Raw genomic sequence first — 21,755 nt, forward strand, 5'->3', positions numbered from 1 at the left:
CTTGGATAACGGCTGGAAATCGATATAAAACTGACGGAAAATGTATCTCAATTTAAATGCTTGAGGGTCCTTTTTGAACCTTTTCTTTTCTTTTGAAGTCATCCCATTGAGCTTCTTTTGATAATAAGAACAGTCATTGTTCTTGCACTTAAACACGTGAAAATCTTTTCTTTCTTTTATTTTCTCGAGAGTCTTGGAACAATGAGGACATTTCAGGATGGCCTCCTTAGAGTAACGGTTCTTTTCACTGAAAAGTTCTGTACACACCTTGCATTGATACTGACCTTTATCTCCATTGTTGGCATAAAGATAATCCGATGGAGCACCACACTTTGGACAGTTCATGGCTTTAGGTACGGAAACTTTTGCATTCTTACGCCTTTGAACAGGTTTGAGAGCTTTCCGTTCTTCTCTAGATATTCACTAAGAAGAACTCGATAATCAAGCTGTTCTAGAACTTCAATGACTGGAAGGTCATCCACTTGAAGTTTTCGATAAGGTTTATTTACGGGCTGTTCAGTAGGTTTATCGAACATGCTTTTACCAATCAATAAAGTAAGCAATGTTCGAATGAGTTGTTCTTGATAGTTTATAAAAGTTAATAAATAGGTTATAATTTGAGGGTACAAATTGTCACTTCCATTCTTGGTTGTTGGGTGTGTGGTAACCTCAATTATCCAAAGAATTTAGGGGGTGGCAATTTTTTTGCCTATAAAGCCCTCTATGGAGATATTTTATAACCTATTTCTTATAGAAGTTTTGACAATACGACTAAAAAAGAGGGGGTTGGACTTATGGGAATGACCATGTCAGAAAAAATACTAGCAAGAGTTTCTGGACAGTCAAAAGTAAGCGCTGGAGATATTGTTTGGGTAAAAGTAGATATTGCGATGATGCATGATTTACTAGGTCCATGGTTGGTGGATGCTGGATTTCGGCGGCTAGGTGGCCAGTTGTTCGATAAAGACAAAGTGGTTGTTGTGTCAGATCACTGTACACCACCTGCAACTGTTCAACAAGCAGATATTTTAAAATTCACACGTGATTGGGCCCGAAATCAAGATCTTACGTATTACTATGAGTTTGAAGGACCGTGTCACCAAGTGATTGTTGAACATGGGCATGTTCGTCCAGGTAGACTAATACTTGGTACTGATTCCCATACCTGTATGGCTGGTGGCTTAGGTGCGTTTGCAACTGGAATCGGCTCAACAGAAATGATTGGTGTCTTGTTAACTGGAGAAACCTGGCTAAAAGTACCTGAAACGATTAAAGTGGTCTGGGAAGGGAAAATTCCTCATGGGGTGTATGCTAAAGACTTGATCCTTGAAACGATTAAAGATATTGGTCATGCAGGAGCAACCTATCAATCGATTGAATTTTCCGGAGAAGCAATTAAGGATTTATCTATAGATGAACGGCTAGTTTTATCTAACATGGCAGTTGAAGCGGGGGCAAAGACTGGATTAATTGAGCCCGATGAAAAAGTCGCAAACTATTTACGTTCCAAGGGTGTCGATGAAGAGCTAGATTTAATACGCAGCGATGAAAACGCTTCATTCTCTCGTGTTTTGTATAAAGATGCCTCCATTTTAGAGCCTCAAGTAGCCTGTCCACATGAAGTAGATAATGTACATTCTGTTAGTTTAGTAGAAGGAAAACCGGTGGACCAAGTGTACTTAGGCTCCTGTACCAATGGGCGTATAAGTGACCTTCGAATTGCGGCAGAAATACTTAAAGGGAAAAAAATCTCAAAGAATATTCGGTGTTTGGTCGTTCCAGCTTCTCAACAAATTTGGTTGCAGGCTAATAAAGAGGGAATATTAGATATTCTTACTGAAGCAGGATGTATAGTAAACATGCCTTCTTGTGGGGCTTGTGGCGGATTTACGAGTGGTGTAATCGGTGCAGGAGAAGTGGTCATGTCTTCCTCAAACCGTAATTTTAGAGGAAGAATGGGCAGCCCCAAAGGGGAAGTATATTTAGGTTCTCCAGCAACTGTTGCTGCAACAGCTATTGAAGGGAAAATTACGGATCCAAGAAAATATTTATCCATGGAGGTTAGATAAATGTCATTCATTATTAGGGGAAGGGTTTGGAAGTACGGAGATAACATTAATACGGACATCATTTCACCTGGCCAATATATGAGTTTACCAGTAGAAAAACAAGCCGAGCACGCAATGGAAGCCATTGATTCTACCTTTTCACAAAAGATTAAAGCTGGGGACATACTAGTAGCTGGAAGCAATTTCGGCTCGGGATCTAGTCGAGAAACGGCCCAAATGGTGCTTAAACATCATAAAATAGGTGCCATTGTTGCTACTTCATTTGCACGTATTTTTTATAGAAACTCCATTAACGTTGGTCTACCTGTTGTAGAAATAGATACTTCAGTTATACAGGAAGGTGATGACTTAGAAATCGACTTACTGGTAGGAAAAGTCATAAATCATTCCCAAGGAACAGAGTACAAAGGAACCAAGTTACCCGAACATTTAATAGAAATGGTTAAAATGGGTGGTTTAGAACCCTATTTAGCTAAGAAATTAAATATATCTTAAACATGGAGGTCTTTATATGAACCTACCAAAACGTGTTGAAATAATTGAAGTCGGACCACGAGATGGAATTCAAAACGAGGTCAATTTTATCCCTACCGAACAAAAAATCGCCCTAATAAACTCATTGAATAAAACTGGAATTACTAGAATGGAAGCTACTTCTTTTGTCCATCCGGTTTATGTACCTCAGATGAAAGACGCCAAAGAAGTCATTCAGAGCATATCGCAAAAACCCAATATACAATATATGGCCTTAATTCCGAATGAAAAGGGATATGATCTCGCAGTAGAAAATGGAGTGTGTGATGTGTCCTTAGTGGTAGGTGCTAGTGACAGCTTCAATTTAAGAAACGTAAAAATGAGCAGAGAAGACTCTATTCGAAAGTTTGAAGGAGTCATAAAAAAGGCAAAAGCTAACGGGATATTTATTCGATATAATATCGCCACCGCGTTTTGGTGTCCATACGAAGGGAAAATAGATCCTGACATCGTGTTAGACATGATTCAGAGAATTGACGTTCTAGGAGTCGATGAAATCGTTCTCTGCGATACGATTGGCAGAGCAAACCCAAAAGATGTATATAAATTATTCGAAGCAACTCTCTTACAAAGGCCAAAAGCAATGATCACAGCTCATTTTCACGATACGTATGGTTTTGGTCTATCAAACATTATTGCCGCATTGCAGGCAGGGGTTACCAGATTTGATGCGTCGATTGGGGGCCTTGGAGGATGTCCATTTGCACCAGGAGCAGCAGGGAATATTGCTACTGAAGATGTTGTTTTTATGCTCCACGAGATGGGGATTGATACAGGTATTAACCTTCAGGTTCTCCTTGAATGTGTAGACCAAATAAAACCTCACACATCTCGAGAATTAGTGGGTCATTTTCATAAATCACCTGCAGCTGAATCTATCTATATATAGAACCTTCTATTTGTGCTCATAGGAGTTTAATAGAAATAAAGTGGGATTTTTGTAAAAAAAAGCACAGCAAGAGGAAAAAATTTGATGTGCCTTTTTTGCTAGGAGACTACATTTAGCTTCATCCAGGTTCCTTGAAATAGGGTAGAGTACTAGTATTTTTAGCTCACCACAAACATTTATGTAACTGAATGAAAAATAAAAGGCATCGAGAAATCGAGGTTTTTTACGTTTGGCTATGATAAATAATTGTAGATATTGTGTCGATTACAACCGAAAATATCCATTAAAGAAAGTAGGATGATATAATCAATTCGTATAGAAAGGGCGTGAAACAATCATTGAAGATCAAAATCTATCTAACGATCCTACTAACCATCCTGGTATTAGTTGGATGTAATAATGCTGGCACAAATGAGGAAGCTTCTTTAAAAGAAAATGAAATGGAACAGATCAAGGATTTGGTAAGTGATTATAGTCTAGGAAAAATCAAAAACGAATCTGCTTCGATTACTTCTGAACATCTAATTGTGAAGAAAAGTGATGGAGATGAGGAAATCTATGACTTGCCTGAAGAAGAATTTTTCGTATCTATTGCCCCTTACCTAAATGAAACCCATCCATGAACGAATCATAGCTTGACAGGTTGTCAAGGTGAACTGGTTGAAGAAACATTTGATGTATTTATTGAAGATAAGGACGGCAATGTAATATTAGATGATGAAGTGGTTTCTCAAAAGAATGGTTTTTTGGATTTATGGCTTCCGCGTGATCAAACTTATAAAGTGAAAATTGAACATGATGGAAAAGTAGTAGAATCCGAATTATCTACTTTTGATAATGATGGTACTTGTATAACTACCATGCGATTAAGTTGAAAACACAACCGTACCAAGTTATAGCAAAAGTTAGATTAGCAATTAGCCCGGGAAGCATGGAGAAGATTCTCCTGCTTCCTCTTTATGTTTTTATATAAGTGACTTACTTATAATTGCTTTTATCATAATATACTATTCTGTTTACGGTAGTCAGTAGATTTAGGAAAAGTAGTGGAAGAAGTAGCCAACTGCCTAACGATTCCTATCATGATTACCGAGAATGGGGTGGTTACGGATGATGATAAGAAACGAGAAGAATTTATACAAAGAGCGTTAATATATTATTTGCTATCCTGTCTAGAGAAGGGTATTGATAATTGGATCATTTATGGCATCCCATAGAGTAGTAACAAACATGATGCCTGCTGCAACTCCGGCCGAAATACCGAATCGGGTAGGTAGAAACGACATGCAACTTGCTAAAGAATAAAGACGAAATCAATGTATGCATGCCACACAACATATCAAAAAAAATGGTGAATGCGAAGTTGTGCTGGCATTCTGACAGGATTTTGATATTCTTTACAGCTCTTGTCCGAATGAAGAGTGCATTTAGACCGAATAGTGCTATTTTTGATTCCTCCTGTCCGAATGAGGCAGGTATTCAGACAAGATTGTGCCATTCTCAAAGGCTCTTGTCCGAATGAGGTGGTTATTTAGACAGGATAGCGTCATTCTCTAAAACTCTTGTCCGAATGAGGTGGTTATTGAGACAGGATAGTGTCATTCTCAACAGCTCTTGTCCGAATGAAGTGGTTATTGAGACAGGATAGTGTCATTCTCAACAACTCCTGTCCGAATGAGGTGGTTATTTAGACAAGAACCTGCCATTCTCAACAGTTCTTGACCGAATGTGTTAGTAATTAATGTATCAAGGGAATTGGTTAAACAGGTAAATGTCAGATAATGTAAAACGCGTGGATGAACATTATGTCCATGCGTTTTTATATGATAATTGAAGCTTTAATGTTAGAAATAATACATTATCGAAACCACATATGCAATTTGTTCTGTGTATTTATTTTTCAAAACGGAAAGTGATTCAATTTTTATTGGTAAACTTGAGTGTGGTCGTCCTAAAAAAATAATTAATTTCCCAATTCTGGGACATACTCTTTGTTGATATCCTTTTACCCCATGAGAGCTATTTGATATTTGTACCATGCTACATTAATTGACAGAGGTGGGACTTTTTGAAATGTTCACAATGTGATTACGCCAATCCAACTGGTTCGAAGTTTTGCTTAAGCTGTGGTGAAAAGTTCCTTAAAATGAATACACCACAGGATGAAAACAGCTTTTTTTATGAGTTTGCCAATTATGTAAATGTTGTTCCAAAGGTGGAACGGTCGGTTGAACCAAAATTCGTCAATATCTTTTCCCGTGTTTTTGCTGATCATAGTGAACTCGAAGCGGAACGACTGTTTATCGTTGGAACAGCACTTACAACACCTAAAATATCCGAAGTAAAGGATACATGGCCCAAACCTTGGCTATTTGCCCGGTTATTCATTATTGCACTACTTGTTTTTGCTGGATTCTATGTAGGTGCAAGTTACTTTGGAAATGCGAACTTTTTACCGGGACTGATTATTGTTGGGGCATTTGGCGTTCCGTTGACCACGTTAATTTTCTTTTGGGAAATGAATGTACCCCAAAATATTGCCATTTACCGTGTGATGTATGTGGTGTTAGTTGGCGGCATTCTCTCGATGTTAATCGCACTCGTGTTTTTCGATATTTTAAAGAATAACATCACTCCGATTACCATTGGAATTATTGAGGAGCTTGCGAAAACAATCATAGTTATTACATTTGTTCACTACAGAAGGTACAAATATATTTTAAACGGTCTACTAATTGGTGCAGCAGTTGGGACAGGTTTTGCTGCTTTTGAAACGGCCGGGTACGCACTACGAGCACTGCTTTCGGGAGATGCAACAAGTCTGTATGGAACGATCCTATTAAGAGGGTTCTATGCTCCAGGTGGACATGTGGCATGGGCTGCTTTGACCGGTGCTGCGTTCTGTCGAGTACAAAAAGATCAACCATTTCGATTTAACATGCTATTTCATTATCAATTTTTACAAGTATTTATCTTAGTCGTGGGGATACACGCTCTTTGGGACACAAAGATTCCAGGCATGTTCCCGTTTGGATATGTCATCTTAATGGCTACTTCATGGCTTGCCGTATTGCTGTTCATTCGTGGAGGTCTGAAAGAGATAGGCGAGAGGAAATTAATGTCTTCTAAGTAATTTCTTAAAAAAAAAGCTGATTTCATCTTGGGAAATCAGCATTTTTTTTACAATTTCCGATTCTGGGAGCGATTTTTAAGCTTTTTTTAAGCTTTAACTCTGAAAATGGACAAGTATGGTCTTAAAACAGATAAGAGCAGGAGGAAATTCATTGTCCATTTCAATTACTACAAACGGTTATTCCAACTATGTGGTTCAAAACCAAACGGCTAACAAAGTACAAAACCTTCAGTCAAACAATCTATTAGGGGTCAATTCAGATTCCCTGATGATTAGTGAAGAAGCGTTGGCATACTTGTCTTCTACCCGAAATACAACGATTCTACCGTCAGGAAATTATACAAACAACATTCGTACCGAACCACTGACCATCGAAGAAATGAGTTCTTATTTATCAGGAATGATAGAAAGACTTAGCGCAACAAATGTAGATTCCGGAGAGAGTGAATCAGCAAGTAAAAGAGCCTCTACTATTGCTACATTGAAGGAAACGCTAGCGGGGGTTGATTTAACTTCTGCAACAAATGAAGAAATCAAAAGCCTTTTCACCGATGTCACAAATATATTTAAAGAGGCACGACCTCCGAGAGAACCTCATGGCCTACCACCAATCGAAATAATGGAGGGAGTGACTTCAACATTATCTAATGAAGAAAATAGAAATTTATTTTCAACTATTCTCAACCAACTAACCTCTTCAGAGGACAATGCCGTATCTACTTTACTTAAACTTCAAGAGACACTTTCATCTGTTGACCTTACAACTTCAACAAATGAAGATGTTGACTTTGTTTTTAATATTGTATTGGACGCGTTGGATGAAAGTTGGTTACTGGATAATCAGGCATCAACATCTATTATATTTGAAAGTGCAGAGGATTTAACTACTGAAGAGAAGAAGTCTTTCTTAAATGAGATTATAAGTAGTTTTCAATTAACTGAAGATGAAACAAACACAAATTTGCTATGATAAATTCAACAAAAAGTACTGGCCAAATATAATTTCGGCCAGTACTTTTTGTTAATAATCTTCTATTTATATTGCTCCAACCGATTAAAAAACTGAATCAAAAACTGATAAAAGTTCCTCTCAGCTGGTGCCAGTTCACGATGTTTCGGAATAATAACCCCAACCGTACGCCTCGCTTTCGGTGTTTCGATCGGTACTTTGACCGTGAAACGGGGAGTCGAGTCATAGAACGTACTCTCTGGTAATAGACTAACGCCGATTCCGGCGGAAACCAGTCCTTTTAGCGCATCCATATCCTCGCCTTCAGAGGTAATCTCCGGTTCAAATCCTGCTTCTCGACACGCCTCTACCGCAAGTTTTCTAAGAACATAGCCTTTAGGAAATAACACGAATTTATCGTTTCGCATATCACTTAAAGGAATCCGTTTTTTTTCAGCCAACGGGTGCAGTGAAGGCAGCAAGGCCACAATGTTTTCCATAAATAAAATCTTTGTTTCTAAGTCAGGATCATTCGTTGGGACAGGCCCAAGAAACGCTAAATCAATTTCTCCGTTTTTCACAGCATCGATTAAGTTGGCATACGATCCTTGACGCAGATGGAAGGATACATTGGGGAAATCATTCTTATAGGCAGAAATCACCGTTGGAAGCCAGTATCGGGCAAGGCTGGTAGGATAACCAATTTTAATCGTTCCGGCTTGTGGATCAAGAAACTCGTCTATTTTTTCTTTAGCTTCATCCAGTTTTTTTAAGGAGCTTTTGACATACTTCAAAAAGATATATCCAATCTGTGTAACCTTAATGTTTCTCCCCACTCGTTCGAGTAACTTGACCCCTAGCTCTTCTTCTAACTTGGTAATTTGATAGCTCACCGCTGATTGTGCCACGTTTAAGTTATCAGCTGCTTCCGTCATATGTTCCCGCTCGGCTACTTCTATAAAATATCGCAATTGTCGAAGCTCCATTTTTGACTGTTCTCCCATTCATATTATTTTTCGATTAATTTAATATAAATTATATATTGTTTATATCATTTTGAAAACATAGAATGTTGTTATATGAATTTTTCGACAACAATCGGCAGGGAGAGAAGAATATGACATATCATCAATTACCAAAAGCACAAGGTCTCTACCGTCCTGAATTTGAACATGATGCATGTGGAATCGGCTTATACGCTCACATAAAAGGGAACGCCACACATGAGATAGTGGCAAAAGGACTATCAATGCTTTGTCAATTGGATCATCGCGGCGGACAGGGAAGTGACCCGTTAACAGGCGATGGCGCAGGACTAATGGTTCAAATACCGGATCTATTTTTCAGACAAGAATGTTCTGACATGAACTTACCTGAAAAAGGGAAGTACGGTGTGGGAATGCTATTTTTCTCAAAGGATGACAAAGAACGCGAAGCAATAGAAGCAACTATTAATCAATTAATTGAACAAGAAGGTCAAACTGTGCTTGGTTGGAGAAATGTTCCAGTCGATGCAGGGAAAATTGGAGTGACTGCACAGGAAAGCTGTCCGGTCGTTCGCCAGGTGTTTGTTGGCGATAACGAAGGAGATTCACTAGCGTTTGAAAGAAAATTATACGTGATTCGTAAACAAGCTGAAAACTGGGCAAAGGGTTCTGACTATCGTTTCTATTTTGCAAGTTTTTCAAGCAGAACGATTGTTTATAAAGGACTATTAACTCCTGAACAAGTAGATCAATTTTATTTGGACTTACAGGATGAGAGCTTTGTGTCTGCGTTTGCTTTAGTGCATTCACGCTTTAGTACAAATACCTTCCCAAGCTGGGAAAGAGCCCATCCAAACCGTTATTTGATTCACAACGGGGAAATCAATACGCTTCAAGGAAATATTCACTGGATGAAGGCACGTGAAACACAATTCATTTCGGAAGCATTTGGATCTGATTTAGAAAAAGTATTGCCGATCCTTGATACAGATGGAAGTGATTCGTCGATTTTAGACAATGCGCTTGAATTCATGGTTCTTGCCGGCAGAAAGCCAGCGCATGCTGCGATGATGTTAGTGCCTGAGCCTTGGTCTAATAATCCTCATATCACGGATGAAAAAAGAGCTTTTTATGAATATCACAGCTCATTAATGGAGCCATGGGATGGACCATCAGCGATTTCGTTTACAGATGGAAAACAAATCGGAGCGATTCTAGATCGTAATGGACTTCGACCAGCTCGTTATTATGTAACGGAAGATGATTATATTATTTTTTCATCTGAAGTTGGTGTCATCGATGTAGAGCCGGAAAAAGTGTTATACAAAGAGCGTCTTCAACCAGGAAAAATGCTTTTAATTGATTTAGAAGAAGGACGTATCATTTCTGATGAGGAAGTTAAATCTGAAATGGCTCAAGCGCAGCCTTACCAGCAATGGCTAAATGACGAGCTTGTTCGCTTAGAGGATAGCGTAGAGTCTGAAGGAGAAGTTCCGGAAGATATCATCGTTCGTCAAAAAGCGTTTGGATATACGTATGAAGATATTCAAAAATACATCATTCCAGCTGTAAGCGAAGGCAAAGATCCACTTGGAGCGATGGGGAATGATATGCCGCTAGCTGTCTTATCAGATAAGCCCCAGAATTTGTTTAACTATTTTAAGCAATTATTCGCTCAAGTAACGAATCCACCGATTGACGCGATTCGTGAAGCAATTGTAACGTCAACGGTTTCTTATTTAGGTGCAGAAGGGAATTTGCTTCATCCATCAGCGGAAAATTGTCGTCGAATTCAGTTAGAAACACCGATTTTGACAAACAGTCAGCTAGTAGCCTTAAAGAATGGTAAAGAATTTAAAGCTGCAGTTATTGACATGGTGTTCCAAGACGATTTAGAAAGCAGTCTGAACGATCTTTGCCGTCAAGCAGAAGAAGCAATTGCAGGTGGAGCTAGTTTACTAATCCTGTCTGACCGTCATATCAATGAAACAACTATTGCGATTCCATCACTACTTGCAGTAAGTGCCCTTCATCAGCATTTGATTCGTGAAGGATTACGTACGAAGGCAAGCATCATTGTGGAATCTGGAGAAGTAAGAGAAGTTCATCACTTTGCTGTATTGCTTGGATATGGTGTGGATGCGATCAACCCTTATCTAGCGTTCTCGATTTATCAGCAAGCTGTTTCAGAAGGATCATTACCATTCACATACCAAGAATCAGTGAAAAAGTACATCGCTTCTATGAATGAAGGCGTCGTGAAGGTTATGTCAAAAATGGGAATTTCAACGGTTCAAAGTTACCGTGGGGCTCAAATTTTTGAAGCGGTTGGAATCAGCTCTGATGTGATCGATCGTTACTTTACTGGAACGGTTTCACAGCTTGGAGGAATTGGCTTAGACACGATTTCGGAAGAGGCGAAGCTGCGTCACTCTGAAGCTTACTTTTCATTAGACCATACGTTAGAATCCGGAAGTAATTTCCAGTGGAGACATGACGGCGAACACCATGCCTTTAATCCTGGAACGATTCACACCTTGCAATGGGCTTGTCGTAACGGTGATTACGAATTATTTAAAAAATATTCAACACTTGCCAATGAAGAAAGACTCGGATTTTTACGTAACTTATTCTCTTTCAATGGTACTAGACAACCGTTACCTATTGAAGAGGTAGAAAGTGTGGATTCAATCGTTCGCCGTTTTAAAACAGGCGCGATGAGTTTTGGATCTATTAGTAAGGAAGCGCACGAAACATTAGCGATTGCCATGAACCGTTTAGGTGGAAAAAGCAATAGTGGTGAAGGTGGAGAAGACGCTAGCCGATTTGTACCTGATGAAAATGGTGACAACCGTGGAAGTAAGATTAAACAAATCGCTTCTGGTCGTTTTGGTGTGAAAAGTCATTACCTTGTGAATGCTGAAGAGCTACAAATTAAAATGGCTCAAGGAGCGAAGCCTGGTGAAGGCGGACAGTTAATGGGGAAAAAGGTATATCCATGGGTAGCAGATGTTCGTGGTTCAACACCTGGCGTAAGCTTGATTTCACCTCCACCACATCATGACATCTACTCCATTGAAGATTTGGCTCAGCTGATTCATGATTTAAAAAATGCCAATCGTCAAGCTCGCATCAGCGTGAAGCTAGTATCTAAGGGCGGAGTTGGAACGATCGCTGCTGGCGTTGCGAAAGCTGTAGCTGACGTAATCGTGATTAGCGGGTACGACGGTGGAACAGGTGCATCACCAAAAACAAGTATTCAGCACGCTGGATTACCTTGGGAACTTGGATTAGCAGAGGCACACCAAACGCTAATGCTCAACGGATTGCGTGACCGTGTGGTTCTTGAGACAGACGGAAAATTAATGACAGGTAAAGATGTAGTTATGGCTGCTTTACTCGGTGCTGAGGAATTTGGCTTTGCTACTGCACCATTAGTCGTTCTTGGCTGTGTCATGATGCGTGTATGTCATTTGGATACTTGTCCAGTAGGGATCGCGACTCAAAATCCAGAGCTTCGTAAAAAGTTCACAGGTGAAGCAGATTATATCGTGAACTACATGCGCTTTGTGGCACAGGAAGTTCGTGAGATGATGGCGGAGCTTGGCTTTAGAACAGTGGAAGAAATGGTTGGGCGTACGGATGTATTAACGGTAAGTGATCGTGCAAAATCGCACTGGAAGGCACAGCATTTAGATTTAACAGCACTGCTGCACAAGCCCGAAGGAGCAACAACCTTTAAACACCCGCAAAATCATCGAATTGACGAAAGTCTTGATATCAAGCATATTCTACCTGCTGTTCAAAAAGCAGTAGAAGACGGAACACCTGTAGAAGCAAGCTTCCCAATTACAAACGTGAATCGCGTAGCGGGTACGATTGTAGGAAGTGAAATCTCAAAACGTTATGGTGAAGTTGGTCTTCCAGAAGATACGATTTCCTTAAAGTTTAACGGATCCGCTGGTCAAAGCTTTGGAGCATTTGTACCAAAGGGAATGACACTTGAATTGACTGGTGACGCGAATGATTATGTTGGAAAAGGTCTTTCTGGCGGAAAAATCATTGTAAAAGCGGATGAACATACAAAGCTTACATCAGGCGAAAATGTTATCGCAGGAAATGTTGCCTTTATTGGTGCTACTAGTGGTGAAGCGTATATCAACGGACGTGCCGGAGAACGTTTTGCTGTTCGTAATAGTGGCGTACATGTAGTCGTAGAAGGAATTGGTGACCACGGCTGTGAATATATGACAGGCGGACGTGTTGTAGTTTTAGGAGATGTGGGTAAAAACTTCGGAGCTGGTATGTCCGGTGGAATTGCTTACATTTATACAGAAGACGAGAAAGCATTTAAGAATCTATCTAACCAAGAAATGATTGAATTTGAGGCAGTATCCTCTCCTGCTGAACAGGATGAGCTAAAAACATTAATACAAAACCATTACCGCTACACAGAGAGTGTGAAGGCGAGTTGTATTCTAGAAGACTGGGCAAAATGTGTCAGAAAATTTGTCAAAGTCATTCCAAAAGATTATAAACGAATGATCACTTTGATCGACGAGCAAAAACTAGCAGGATTATCGGAAGAAGAAGCCGTCATGAGCGCCTTTTTAGCGAATTCCGGAGCAACATCAAAACCATCGAAACAGCAGGAAGCTGCCATCCGCTAAGAAAGGGGAGTAAAAAACATGGGAAAAGCAACAGGATTTATGGAATATGCTCGTGAAAAAGCAGCAGAAAGAGATCCATTACAAAGACTAAACGATTGGAAAGAACATAAACTTCCTATTTCTGATGAGAAATTAAGTACACAGGGGGCGCGGTGTATGGACTGCGCCACTCCCTTCTGTCATATCGGTATGGAAATTGGGGGAGCTACTTCTGGGTGTCCGATTCATAACTTGATTCCTGAGTGGAATGATCTTGTGTATAAAGGCCGTTGGAAAGAAGCGCTAGATCGCTTGTTAAAAACCAATAATTTCCCAGAGTTTACAGGGAGAGTATGTCCGGCACCTTGTGAAGGTTCTTGTACTGTGGCCCTTTACGACCCGGCAGTTACGATTAAAAATATTGAACAAGCGATTATCGATAAAGGATTTGAAAACGGATGGATTACACCGCGAATTCCTTCCTCTCGCTCTGGAAAGAAAGTGGCGATCATTGGTTCGGGTCCTGCTGGTTTAGCAGCAGCCGATCAATTGAATCAAGCCGGTCACTCGGTGACTGTGTTTGAGCGTGCTGACCGTCCGGGAGGTTTGCTCATGTACGGTATTCCAAACATGAAGCTTGAAAAAGAAGTGGTTGAACGCCGCATTCGATTATTAACGCAAGAAGGAATCGACTTCGTAACAAATACGGAAGTAGGCAAAGATATTCAAGCTTCCGAACTTCAAGAACAATTCGATTCGGTCATCCTATGTACAGGGGCGCAAAGACAGCGCGATCTAGTCATTGAAGGCCGTGAAGCAAAGGGCATTCACTTTGCAATGGATTATTTGACTCTAGCAACCAAAAGTTTACTAGATTCTAATTTTGAAGACGGGAACTTCATCGACGTGGAAGGCAAAGATGTCATCGTGATCGGTGGTGGGGACACTGGTGCGGATTGTGTCGCAACCGCTCTTCGACAAAAGTGCCGCAGCGTCGTTCAGTTTGGGAAACACCCACAATTGCCAGCGGAACGTACATCTGATAACCTTTGGCCTGCGTATCCAAATGTGTATACGATGGATTATGCGTATAAGGAAGCAGAAGCGAAATTTGGAGAAGATCCACGTCAATATTCCATTCAAACTAAGAAAATCGTTGCTGATGAGAATGGGAATTTGAAAGAGCTTCACACAATTCAAATGGAAAAACTTAAAGATGAGAACGGACGTTTTTATTTTAAAGAAATACCAGGCACGGAAAAAGTATGGCCAGCTCAGTTTGTGTTTATCGCAATGGGCTTTGAGGGAACTGAGATGCCTTTGTTAAACCAATTCGGAGTAGAATCGGTTAATCAAAAGATTAAAGCTGCAAAAGGTGATTACAAAACAAATGTAGAAGGCGTGTTCGCAGCTGGTGATGCTAGAAGAGGACAAAGCTTAATCGTTTGGGCAATCAACGAAGGCAGAGAAGTGGCTAGTGAAGTCCACAAATATTTGATGGTATAAAATCGTACACATGTAGGCTGCTTTGGCAGCCTATTTTTTTGTATCATTCCTGTAATCCGTTAATCCGTTAAACTACTTATTCCTTGCGTAACGGAGTACGCGTATGTTAAAACTATCAGTAAGCAATTCAAGAATTGCTAGAATATGATTAATAGAGGTACATCATATGAACAAAACGGATTTAATCTACTCGATAGCGAAGAGATGTGACATACCAAGAAAGCACTCAAGAAAAGTAGTAGATATTATCATAGATCACATTTCCACTTCATTAGCTGATGGACACCAGGTACAATTATTAGGCTTTGGAAGCTTTGAAACTCGTGAACGAGCGCAGAGAAAAGGTAGAAACCCGAAAACGGGGGAAGAGATTATTATACCAGCAACCAGATATGCTGTTTTTAGCCCTTGTAGTGAGTTTAAAGATGCCTTGAAATAGGGTGTTTTTTTATAAGTAACTAAATTAGAAAACTCTGTTGAGTTTGATTTCACCAGCTTCATAAAGGGATAAGAATAGATGGATTCCGAATTCAACCTCTACCTTTGGCTAGAGGTTTTTTGGTATACTTTGCAGCTTATTTCTATTCTATGATGATTTAGTAGTGAATAGATAGGACTAGTTTGCTAAAAGTAAAATACAGAACAATAAATAATTCCAGATACAACTAAAAAAATACAGAACAATCATCCACGGAATATTCTGATTTTCTTTAAGCTTAATGTAAGCGTTTTAATAAAACTTTGAAAAGACGAAGGGTGAGTGGGGGTAAACATGTTAAAGAAGCTAAAGAAAAACAAAAGAAAAAAGTTATTAGCATTGGCCATGGCATCAACGGTCGCATTATCGGGATTCTCAACCATAACCATAAGTGCAGCTGAGAATACTACCACAACGGTACAATCTTCCGTCATTGCGGCTACGCCTAAACTAGTGGATGAAAAGTCGATTGATGCAGTTATTGCAGCGATGACACTTCAGGAGAAGGCATTTATGGTTGTAGGAGGAAATAAAGGTGGCTTGGTATCGGAAAACGGAGAAGTCATCGGCGGTCAGTCTACAAAGGTACCAGGGGCAGCTGGTCAGACACAGGAAATTGAACGTTTAGGCATTCCTGCTATCGTGATGGCAGATGGCCCAATGGGTGTCCGGATCTCTCCGACAAGACCAGATGACAATAAAACCTATTATGCTACAAAATTCCCTTCACCAACCGTCCTTGGTTCCTCATGGGACAAGGAGTTAGCGAATGAGGTCGGAGAGGCGACGAGCCAGGAATTGAAAGCGTTCGGAATTGACCTTCTACTTGCCCCTGGAATGAATATTCAAAGTTACCTTCTTAACGGCAGAAACTTTGAATACTTTTCCGAAGATCCAGTCGTCACAGGAGAAATGGCCAGTTCGTTTGTTAATGGGGTGGAAGATAACGGAGTGGGAACAACGATCAAACATTTTGCCGCCTTTAATCAGCGGACCAACAACAATGGAAATATGGTCGTTAGCCAGCGTGCCCTCAGGGAAATTTATCTTAAAGGGTTCGAGATTACGGTAAAAGAATCTGATCCATGGTCGATTATGGATTCTTACAACATGATCAACGGAACGTATGCGACTGAAAATAAAGAACTCTTAACCGATGTGTTAAGGAATGACTTTGGCTTTACAGGGTTCGCCATGACAGACTGGGAGTTCGGCCTTAGAGATATTGCCAAGCAGATGGAAGCGGGGACAAACCTCTTAATGCCAGGAAGTGCTGCACAGTCACAAAGAATCATGGATGCCGTAAATAGCGGAATTCTAGATGAAGCCATTCTTGACCGAAATATTAAGGAAATTCTAAAAATAGTGGTCAATACACGCACATTTAAAGGGGAAACGGCTACGAATGAACCGAATCTTACGGAAAATGCCAAGATTTCAAGAAAAGCAGCTGCAGATGGAATGGTTCTTCTTGAAAATAAAAAAGCGGCCTTGCCAATTAGCAATAAGCAAAGTGTTTCCTTATTCGGGGTACCAGTAAGTGAAATCAATACGGGTGGCAGGGGAAGCGCCCTAGTGTATGCGCCTTACCATGTGGGAGTTGCTGAAGGACTCCGTAATGCAGGCTTTACACTCAATGAAGAGTTGATTCAGAAGAATGATCAATATGTTGCCGAAATGAGAACCAAAGATGAATACAAGGGTACGCCTGGAACTTTTGGATCTGTTGGACCGAAGTTACCCGAAATGGACATCAGCGAAGACGTTATTGAAGCAGCAAAAAATACAGATGTTGGTATTGTGGTCATTGGAACAGCTCCTGGCTCCTATGCGACCGACCGGGCAAAAGAAGACTTCTATCTCTCTGATTCTCAGAAGCAAATGGTAGAACAAGTGTCTAAAGCTTACCGAGAGCAAGGTAAAAAAGTCATTGCAGTGTTGACGGTTGAAGGTCCAATTGAGACGGAAAGCTGGAAAGATCAAGTAGATGGAATCCTGCTTTCTTGGCAACCGGGACAAGAACTTGGAAACGCGGTGGCAGACATCCTGACTGGGAAAGTGAATCCTTCCGGAAAATTGGCGCAGACCTTCCCGAAAGACTATGAGGATCTTCCATATGCGGACCGTTTCCCTGGATCAGCAGATGGTTTCCCGTATGAAGAGGATATCTATGTTGGATACAGATACAATACAACCTTTGACGTCAACCCGGCCTATGAGTTCGGCTATGGATTGTCTTATACAAAGTTCAATTATAGTGGTATAAAATTGACAGAAGGAAAGAAATTCGATGGGGAAATTAAAGTCACAGCTACGGTGAAAAACACCGGAAAAACGTCCGGAAGAGAAGCCGTTCAACTCTATGTAAACGCTCCGGATGGAAAGCTTGAAAAACCTGAGCTAGAATTAAAAGATTTTGCGAAAACAAAAGAACTACAACCTGGTGAAAAAGAAGAACTTACCTTTAAACTCGATGCAAAAGACTTAGCCTCTTTTGACGAAGAGTCCTCCTCTTGGATACTCGAAAAAGGAACCTATAAAATCAATATAGGCGCATCTTCTGAAGATACTAAGGGATCGGCGGTATTCAAAGTGGATAAAACGATAGTCGTTGAGAAAGTAAGTGACGTCCTAGCTCCACAGGTTGAATTCGAGAGATTATCAAAAAATTAGTAGCTATAAAAGGACCCCTGAAAAAATACGCGTTTTCGTAGACCTCCAGGGGTCTTTTTTTTTGAGGTGGGAATTCAATAACCGGTCACATCTTGCACTAGCAAGCTAATGGTATAAAACTTATCCGTGAAGTATAATGTAGTTACATGATAGGGAGGTGAGAAAGATGGAACAAATTCTACAACAAATACTTAATAAGCTCCAAGCGGTTGAAAACAGCCAATTAGACATGAGGAAAGACATTCATGACATCAAGATAGATCAGGCAGAGATGAAAATAGAGCTATCAGAAATGAAAGCTGATCAAGCAGAAATGAAAATAGAACTTGCAGAAATGAAAGCTGATCAAGTAGAAATGAAAATAGAACTTGCAGGAATGAAAGCTGATCAAACAGAAATGAAAATAGAACTTGCAGGAATGAAAGCTGATCAAGCAGAAATGAAAATAGAACTTGCAGGAATGAAAGCTGATCAAGCAGAAATGAAAATAGAACTTGCAGGAATGAAAGCTGATCAAGCAGAAATGAGAGAAGAGCAGGGAGAGATGAGAAAGGAAATTGGTGGATTAATAGGAGAACAGACAGAGATGAGAAAGGAAATTGGTGGATTAATAGGAGAACAGACAGAGATGAGAAAAGAGGTAGCTTTTTATTATGGAAGTCTTATGAAAAAGCTTGAAGAAGTAAAAACAGATTTAAGCAGTGAAATCAAACATGTATCTTCGGTTCAAAAGCAACATCAACATGTACTTGAGATAATAAACGAGAAGCAATAACCTTCATTACCTTGACCCACTAATAAAAAACCTCAAAGTGATTAAATTCCATTTTTTGCTAAACAACCCTCTGAAACGTTACTAGCATTCAGAGGGTTGTAGTCTATTTTATGCAATTCTTTACTTTCCTGTTAATTCCCGAATCTCCCGTAAAACAGGCATTTCCTCTAATTCCTCTTCCGTAACAAGTTCCCATTGAATCCCACTTGGTTTTTTATAAGGGGAATGGGTCTGGATTAAACCGTTTTCCGTGGCGATCCAATCAACGGTTAAGTCATATGGATTTCTTGGGATTTCATGATCTGTCAATTGAACACTATGAATCGTTCCGATGATTGGTATATCTGGATTACCGAGTTCTCTGATAATAGCATATTCACGGTCAGAATAGCCTTCTCCTTTTCCCACTCTTCTACCATCTCTATGTAGGGCAACAGAGCCAGTAAAAAACAAATCAATTCTAGGCATCTCTGAAAGAGAGATTTCCTTGCCGTAGGATTTGATATGTGAGAGGCTGGCTGCTTTTCGCTCTTCACCTGCTGGAACCCATTCAGGCTTTACCAAAATAAATCCCGCTTTTAGTCTAGGGGTAGGTACAAGTAAGGTTTTTCCGTCCTTTAATACTTGCGCACGAATCGGCAGCTGGGGAGAGTCTGGGTTTACTTTAATGACATTGGCCTGTTGATACTCAGGCATCGTCGTGACAAAATGTGCCGCCTTTTCGGCCCCTTTGAAATTAGGTATGCGATTTTGTAAGGGAAAAGGGAATCTCCCTAATTTATGTTCGGTTAAATAACTCCATTTTTCTTCACGAATGTCTTGTTTGGTTTTCATCACGTACACCTACAATATTTTTAATATAAGTTTACCAAATCTTACATAATATTATAAACTCAAGTAAAGAAACTAACACATGGTTTGTATTTGCTAAACAGCGAGGAGTGTTTATATGGAAAAAATGAATGAGTACTTTGAAACTGCCCTTGAAGCTTGGTCTATGATGCAAAAAACAGAAGGCGATGAAGGAGCCGAATGGGCAGAGAGATTTGAACGTTACTTTTACAAATTTTTTGATGAATTAAAGATATGGTGGAACCTTCTGGTTGAAAAGCCTGAAACAGTAGAGGAAGCAGAAGAGTTACCCGAGATTAAGAGATTTGCAGAACGAATTCCAGGTCCTGTATATATTACATTTTTGACTGAATTAGAAGACATAATAGATGGTTTTGAAACAACGAGGTATGATTAAGGATTGAAATTACCATAATATTATTATGTAAACTAAAAATACTTATATAGAAATAGTGAGTAATACCCGTTAAAAAGAAGAGAAGGTGAACATAGATGACTCTAGAAAAAAATCATAGAACGGAAAATTGGAAAAAGAACATTATTTTATTTTTAAGCAGTCAAACCATCTCGTTGTTTGGATCAGCCTTGGTTCAATATGCGATGATGTGGCATATCACTTTACACACAGAGTCGGGAATGATGATGACCCTTTTTATCATATGTGGATTCGTTCCTACTTTTATTTTGTCACCCTTTGCTGGAGTGTGGGCGGATCGTTATAACCGAAAAATCCTAATTATTTTATCAGATGGCTTCATTGCTACAGCCACATTAATCTTAGCCATTGTTTTTTTAACGGGATATGATGCTGTTTGGTTACTCTTCCTGATGGCAGCGATCCGCGCCATAGGAACGGGGATTCAAACTCCCGCGGTAGGGGCGATCTTGCCTCAAATCGTTCCCAAAGAAAACCTGACAAAGGTAAATGGAATAAACGGGAGTCTCCATGCCATCATTATGTTTGTCGCTCCTATGGTAAGTGCCGCCTTATTAACAATGGCTACACTTGAAGTGATTTTCTTTATCGATGTGATTACGGCAGTAATTGCCATCTTCACCTTGCTTGGTTTCCTTAAAATCTCAGCTCATGAGAAAGCAAGTGATCAACAACCACCTAGCTATTTCGAGGATTTTAAGCTAGGTGTCACGTATATAAAAAGCAACTCATTTTTGAAACAGTTCTTTCTGTTCTTTGGCGTATTCTTTATCTTGATGGCGCCGGCCGCCTTTTTGACTCCGCTTCAAGTCACACGAAGTTTTGGCGACGATGTTTGGCGACTAACGGCAATTGAGATAGCATTCTCGGTTGGAATGATGGCAGGAGGAGGGATCATTGCCTCTTGGGGCGGATTTCCAAACAAAATTCATACGATGACCTTGGCAAGTCTTTTGATGGGGATCTGTACTCTTGCTCTAGGGATTGTTCCAGTTTTCTGGGTGTATTTACTCTTCATGGCCATCTTCGGAATTGCCATGCCAATCTTCAATACTCCAACTACCGTTTTATTACAGGAGAAAGTAGATGAAAGCTATTTAGGAAGAATTTTTGGAGTGTTTGGAATGATTTCTACTTCAATGATGCCAATCGGGATGCTCATTTTCGGCCCAATGGCAGATGTGATCAAGGTGGAATGGTTATTGGTTGGAACGGGAATTTTGATTTTAATCCTTTCCTTTTTCTTAGGAGTGAATAAAGTTTTGCTCGAAACGGGGAAGCCAGTAGTAGAGGAACCGGCGAAATAGGAAAATCCTATTAGAAAAAGGCTCAGAGTGTTTAAGCTCTGAGCCATTCTTTATTTTTATCTATGTTGGTCTAATAGAATAGGGTTCCCATCTGGGTCTTCAATCGTAAAGTGTGCCGGCCCTTCACTTGATTCATTCACTCCAGAGACAATAGGGATTCCTTTTTCTTCAAGCATTTTTTGAATTTCTCTTACGTCGGTGAAGGATTCCAGATTTTGTGCATTTTCATCCCATCCAGGATTAAAAGTAAGGATGTTCTTTTCAAACATTCCTTGGAAAAGCCCTATGATACAACTTTCATTCTTCATGATAAGCCAATTTTGAGAAATATCCCCTCCAAGTGCATCAAACCCAAGTTTGGAATAGAATTCCTTTGATTTATGTATATCTTTTCACTAGTGTTGTATAAATAATGTCATAATTTTCAGTTTAATCATCTTTCTTGATTAGAGCCAAAAAGGTAAATACCCTATTAAAGGTGGCTCCATCCATTTGGATTTTATTTACAATTAGACCTGT

The 21,755-nt window shown here is 39.9% G+C and carries 17 protein-coding genes and 1 pseudogene; 14 read left to right on the forward strand and 4 right to left on the reverse strand.

Annotation, left to right across the window (positions count from 1 at the left end; all coding sequences use genetic code 11):
• A pseudogene (locus ACFFHF_RS24780) lies at window positions 1-629 on the reverse strand (FmdB family zinc ribbon protein); the annotation flags it as partial.
• Window positions 630-794: 165 nt separating this feature from the next.
• On the opposite strand from ACFFHF_RS24780, the gene ACFFHF_RS06395 reads away from it, so the two are divergent.
• The 7 genes from ACFFHF_RS06395 (at window position 795) to ACFFHF_RS06425 (ending at window position 7,595) form a co-directional block, all read left to right on the forward strand.
• Window positions 795-2,069 (forward strand): 3-isopropylmalate dehydratase large subunit, encoded by a 1,275-nt coding sequence (locus ACFFHF_RS06395; RefSeq protein WP_377057728.1) that lies wholly within the window; start codon window positions 795-797, stop codon window positions 2,067-2,069.
• On the forward strand, window positions 2,070-2,564 hold the full coding sequence (locus ACFFHF_RS06400) for a LeuD/DmdB family oxidoreductase small subunit (protein WP_377057730.1): 495 nt from the start codon (window positions 2,070-2,072) through the stop codon (window positions 2,562-2,564).
• Window positions 2,565-2,580: 16 nt separating this feature from the next.
• The gene (locus ACFFHF_RS06405; RefSeq protein ID WP_377057732.1) at window positions 2,581-3,492 is read left to right on the forward strand and encodes a hydroxymethylglutaryl-CoA lyase; all 912 of its coding nucleotides are present in this window, start codon (window positions 2,581-2,583) and stop codon (window positions 3,490-3,492) included.
• 338 nt (window positions 3,493-3,830) lie between these two features.
• Entirely contained in the window at window positions 3,831-4,367 is a 537-nt protein-coding gene (locus ACFFHF_RS06410; RefSeq protein ID WP_377057733.1) for a CueP family metal-binding protein, read from the forward strand.
• Between the two features lie 171 nt (window positions 4,368-4,538).
• Window positions 4,539-4,709 carry a hypothetical protein gene (locus ACFFHF_RS06415; RefSeq protein WP_377057734.1) on the forward strand — a complete coding sequence of 57 codons (171 nt, stop codon included), beginning with the start codon at window positions 4,539-4,541 and terminating at the stop codon, window positions 4,707-4,709.
• A gap of 851 nt (window positions 4,710-5,560) precedes the next feature.
• Entirely contained in the window at window positions 5,561-6,625 is a 1,065-nt protein-coding gene (locus ACFFHF_RS06420) for a PrsW family glutamic-type intramembrane protease (protein WP_377057735.1), read from the forward strand.
• 151 nt (window positions 6,626-6,776) lie between these two features.
• Window positions 6,777-7,595: a hypothetical protein gene (locus ACFFHF_RS06425; protein ID WP_377057736.1), complete on the forward strand. Its 819-nt coding sequence runs from the start codon at window positions 6,777-6,779 to the stop codon at window positions 7,593-7,595.
• A gap of 62 nt (window positions 7,596-7,657) precedes the next feature.
• Here ACFFHF_RS06425 and gltC read toward each other — a convergent pair whose 3' ends face one another.
• Window positions 7,658-8,560, reverse strand: coding sequence for a glutamate biosynthesis transcriptional regulator GltC (gene gltC / locus ACFFHF_RS06430; protein WP_377057737.1), 903 nt, complete (start codon window positions 8,558-8,560; stop codon window positions 7,658-7,660).
• 131 nt (window positions 8,561-8,691) lie between these two features.
• Here gltC and gltB point away from each other — a divergent pair, with 131 nt between their 5' ends.
• The 5 genes from gltB (at window position 8,692) to ACFFHF_RS06455 (ending at window position 18,641) form a co-directional block, all read left to right on the forward strand.
• On the forward strand, window positions 8,692-13,230 hold the full coding sequence (gene gltB / locus ACFFHF_RS06435; RefSeq protein WP_377057738.1) for a glutamate synthase large subunit: 4,539 nt from the start codon (window positions 8,692-8,694) through the stop codon (window positions 13,228-13,230).
• Between the two features lie 18 nt (window positions 13,231-13,248).
• Window positions 13,249-14,715 (forward strand): glutamate synthase small subunit, encoded by a 1,467-nt coding sequence (gene gltD, locus ACFFHF_RS06440; RefSeq protein ID WP_377057739.1) that lies wholly within the window; start codon window positions 13,249-13,251, stop codon window positions 14,713-14,715.
• Window positions 14,716-14,881: 166 nt separating this feature from the next.
• On the forward strand, window positions 14,882-15,154 hold the full coding sequence (locus ACFFHF_RS06445) for an HU family DNA-binding protein (RefSeq protein WP_377057740.1): 273 nt from the start codon (window positions 14,882-14,884) through the stop codon (window positions 15,152-15,154).
• A gap of 333 nt (window positions 15,155-15,487) precedes the next feature.
• Complete coding sequence (locus ACFFHF_RS06450; RefSeq protein WP_377057741.1) at window positions 15,488-17,866, forward strand: beta-glucosidase; 2,379 nt, start codon at window positions 15,488-15,490, stop codon at window positions 17,864-17,866.
• A gap of 166 nt (window positions 17,867-18,032) precedes the next feature.
• Complete coding sequence (locus ACFFHF_RS06455; protein ID WP_377057742.1) at window positions 18,033-18,641, forward strand: hypothetical protein; 609 nt, start codon at window positions 18,033-18,035, stop codon at window positions 18,639-18,641.
• A 120-nt stretch (window positions 18,642-18,761) separates the two neighbouring features.
• Here the strand turns inward: ACFFHF_RS06455 and ACFFHF_RS06460 are convergent, their stop codons facing one another.
• The gene (locus ACFFHF_RS06460) at window positions 18,762-19,475 is read right to left on the reverse strand and encodes a 5-formyltetrahydrofolate cyclo-ligase (protein WP_377057743.1); all 714 of its coding nucleotides are present in this window, start codon (window positions 19,473-19,475) and stop codon (window positions 18,762-18,764) included.
• A gap of 115 nt (window positions 19,476-19,590) precedes the next feature.
• Between ACFFHF_RS06460 and ACFFHF_RS06465 the strand changes: the two genes are divergently transcribed.
• Together ACFFHF_RS06465 and ACFFHF_RS06470 are read left to right on the forward strand one after the other, a co-directional pair.
• Window positions 19,591-19,890, forward strand: coding sequence for a hypothetical protein (locus ACFFHF_RS06465; protein WP_160548055.1), 300 nt, complete (start codon window positions 19,591-19,593; stop codon window positions 19,888-19,890).
• A gap of 95 nt (window positions 19,891-19,985) precedes the next feature.
• Window positions 19,986-21,236 (forward strand): MFS transporter, encoded by a 1,251-nt coding sequence (locus ACFFHF_RS06470; RefSeq protein ID WP_377057744.1) that lies wholly within the window; start codon window positions 19,986-19,988, stop codon window positions 21,234-21,236.
• Between the two features lie 56 nt (window positions 21,237-21,292).
• Here ACFFHF_RS06470 and ACFFHF_RS06475 read toward each other — a convergent pair whose 3' ends face one another.
• A complete protein-coding gene (locus tag ACFFHF_RS06475; protein WP_377057745.1) occupies window positions 21,293-21,622 on the reverse strand; it encodes a VOC family protein in 330 nt (109 codons plus the stop codon).
• Between the last annotated feature and the right edge of the window lie 133 nt (window positions 21,623-21,755).

The organism is Robertmurraya beringensis (assembly GCF_042433785.1).
Taxonomy (GTDB): domain Bacteria; phylum Bacillota; class Bacilli; order Bacillales; family Cytobacillaceae; genus Robertmurraya_A; species Robertmurraya_A beringensis.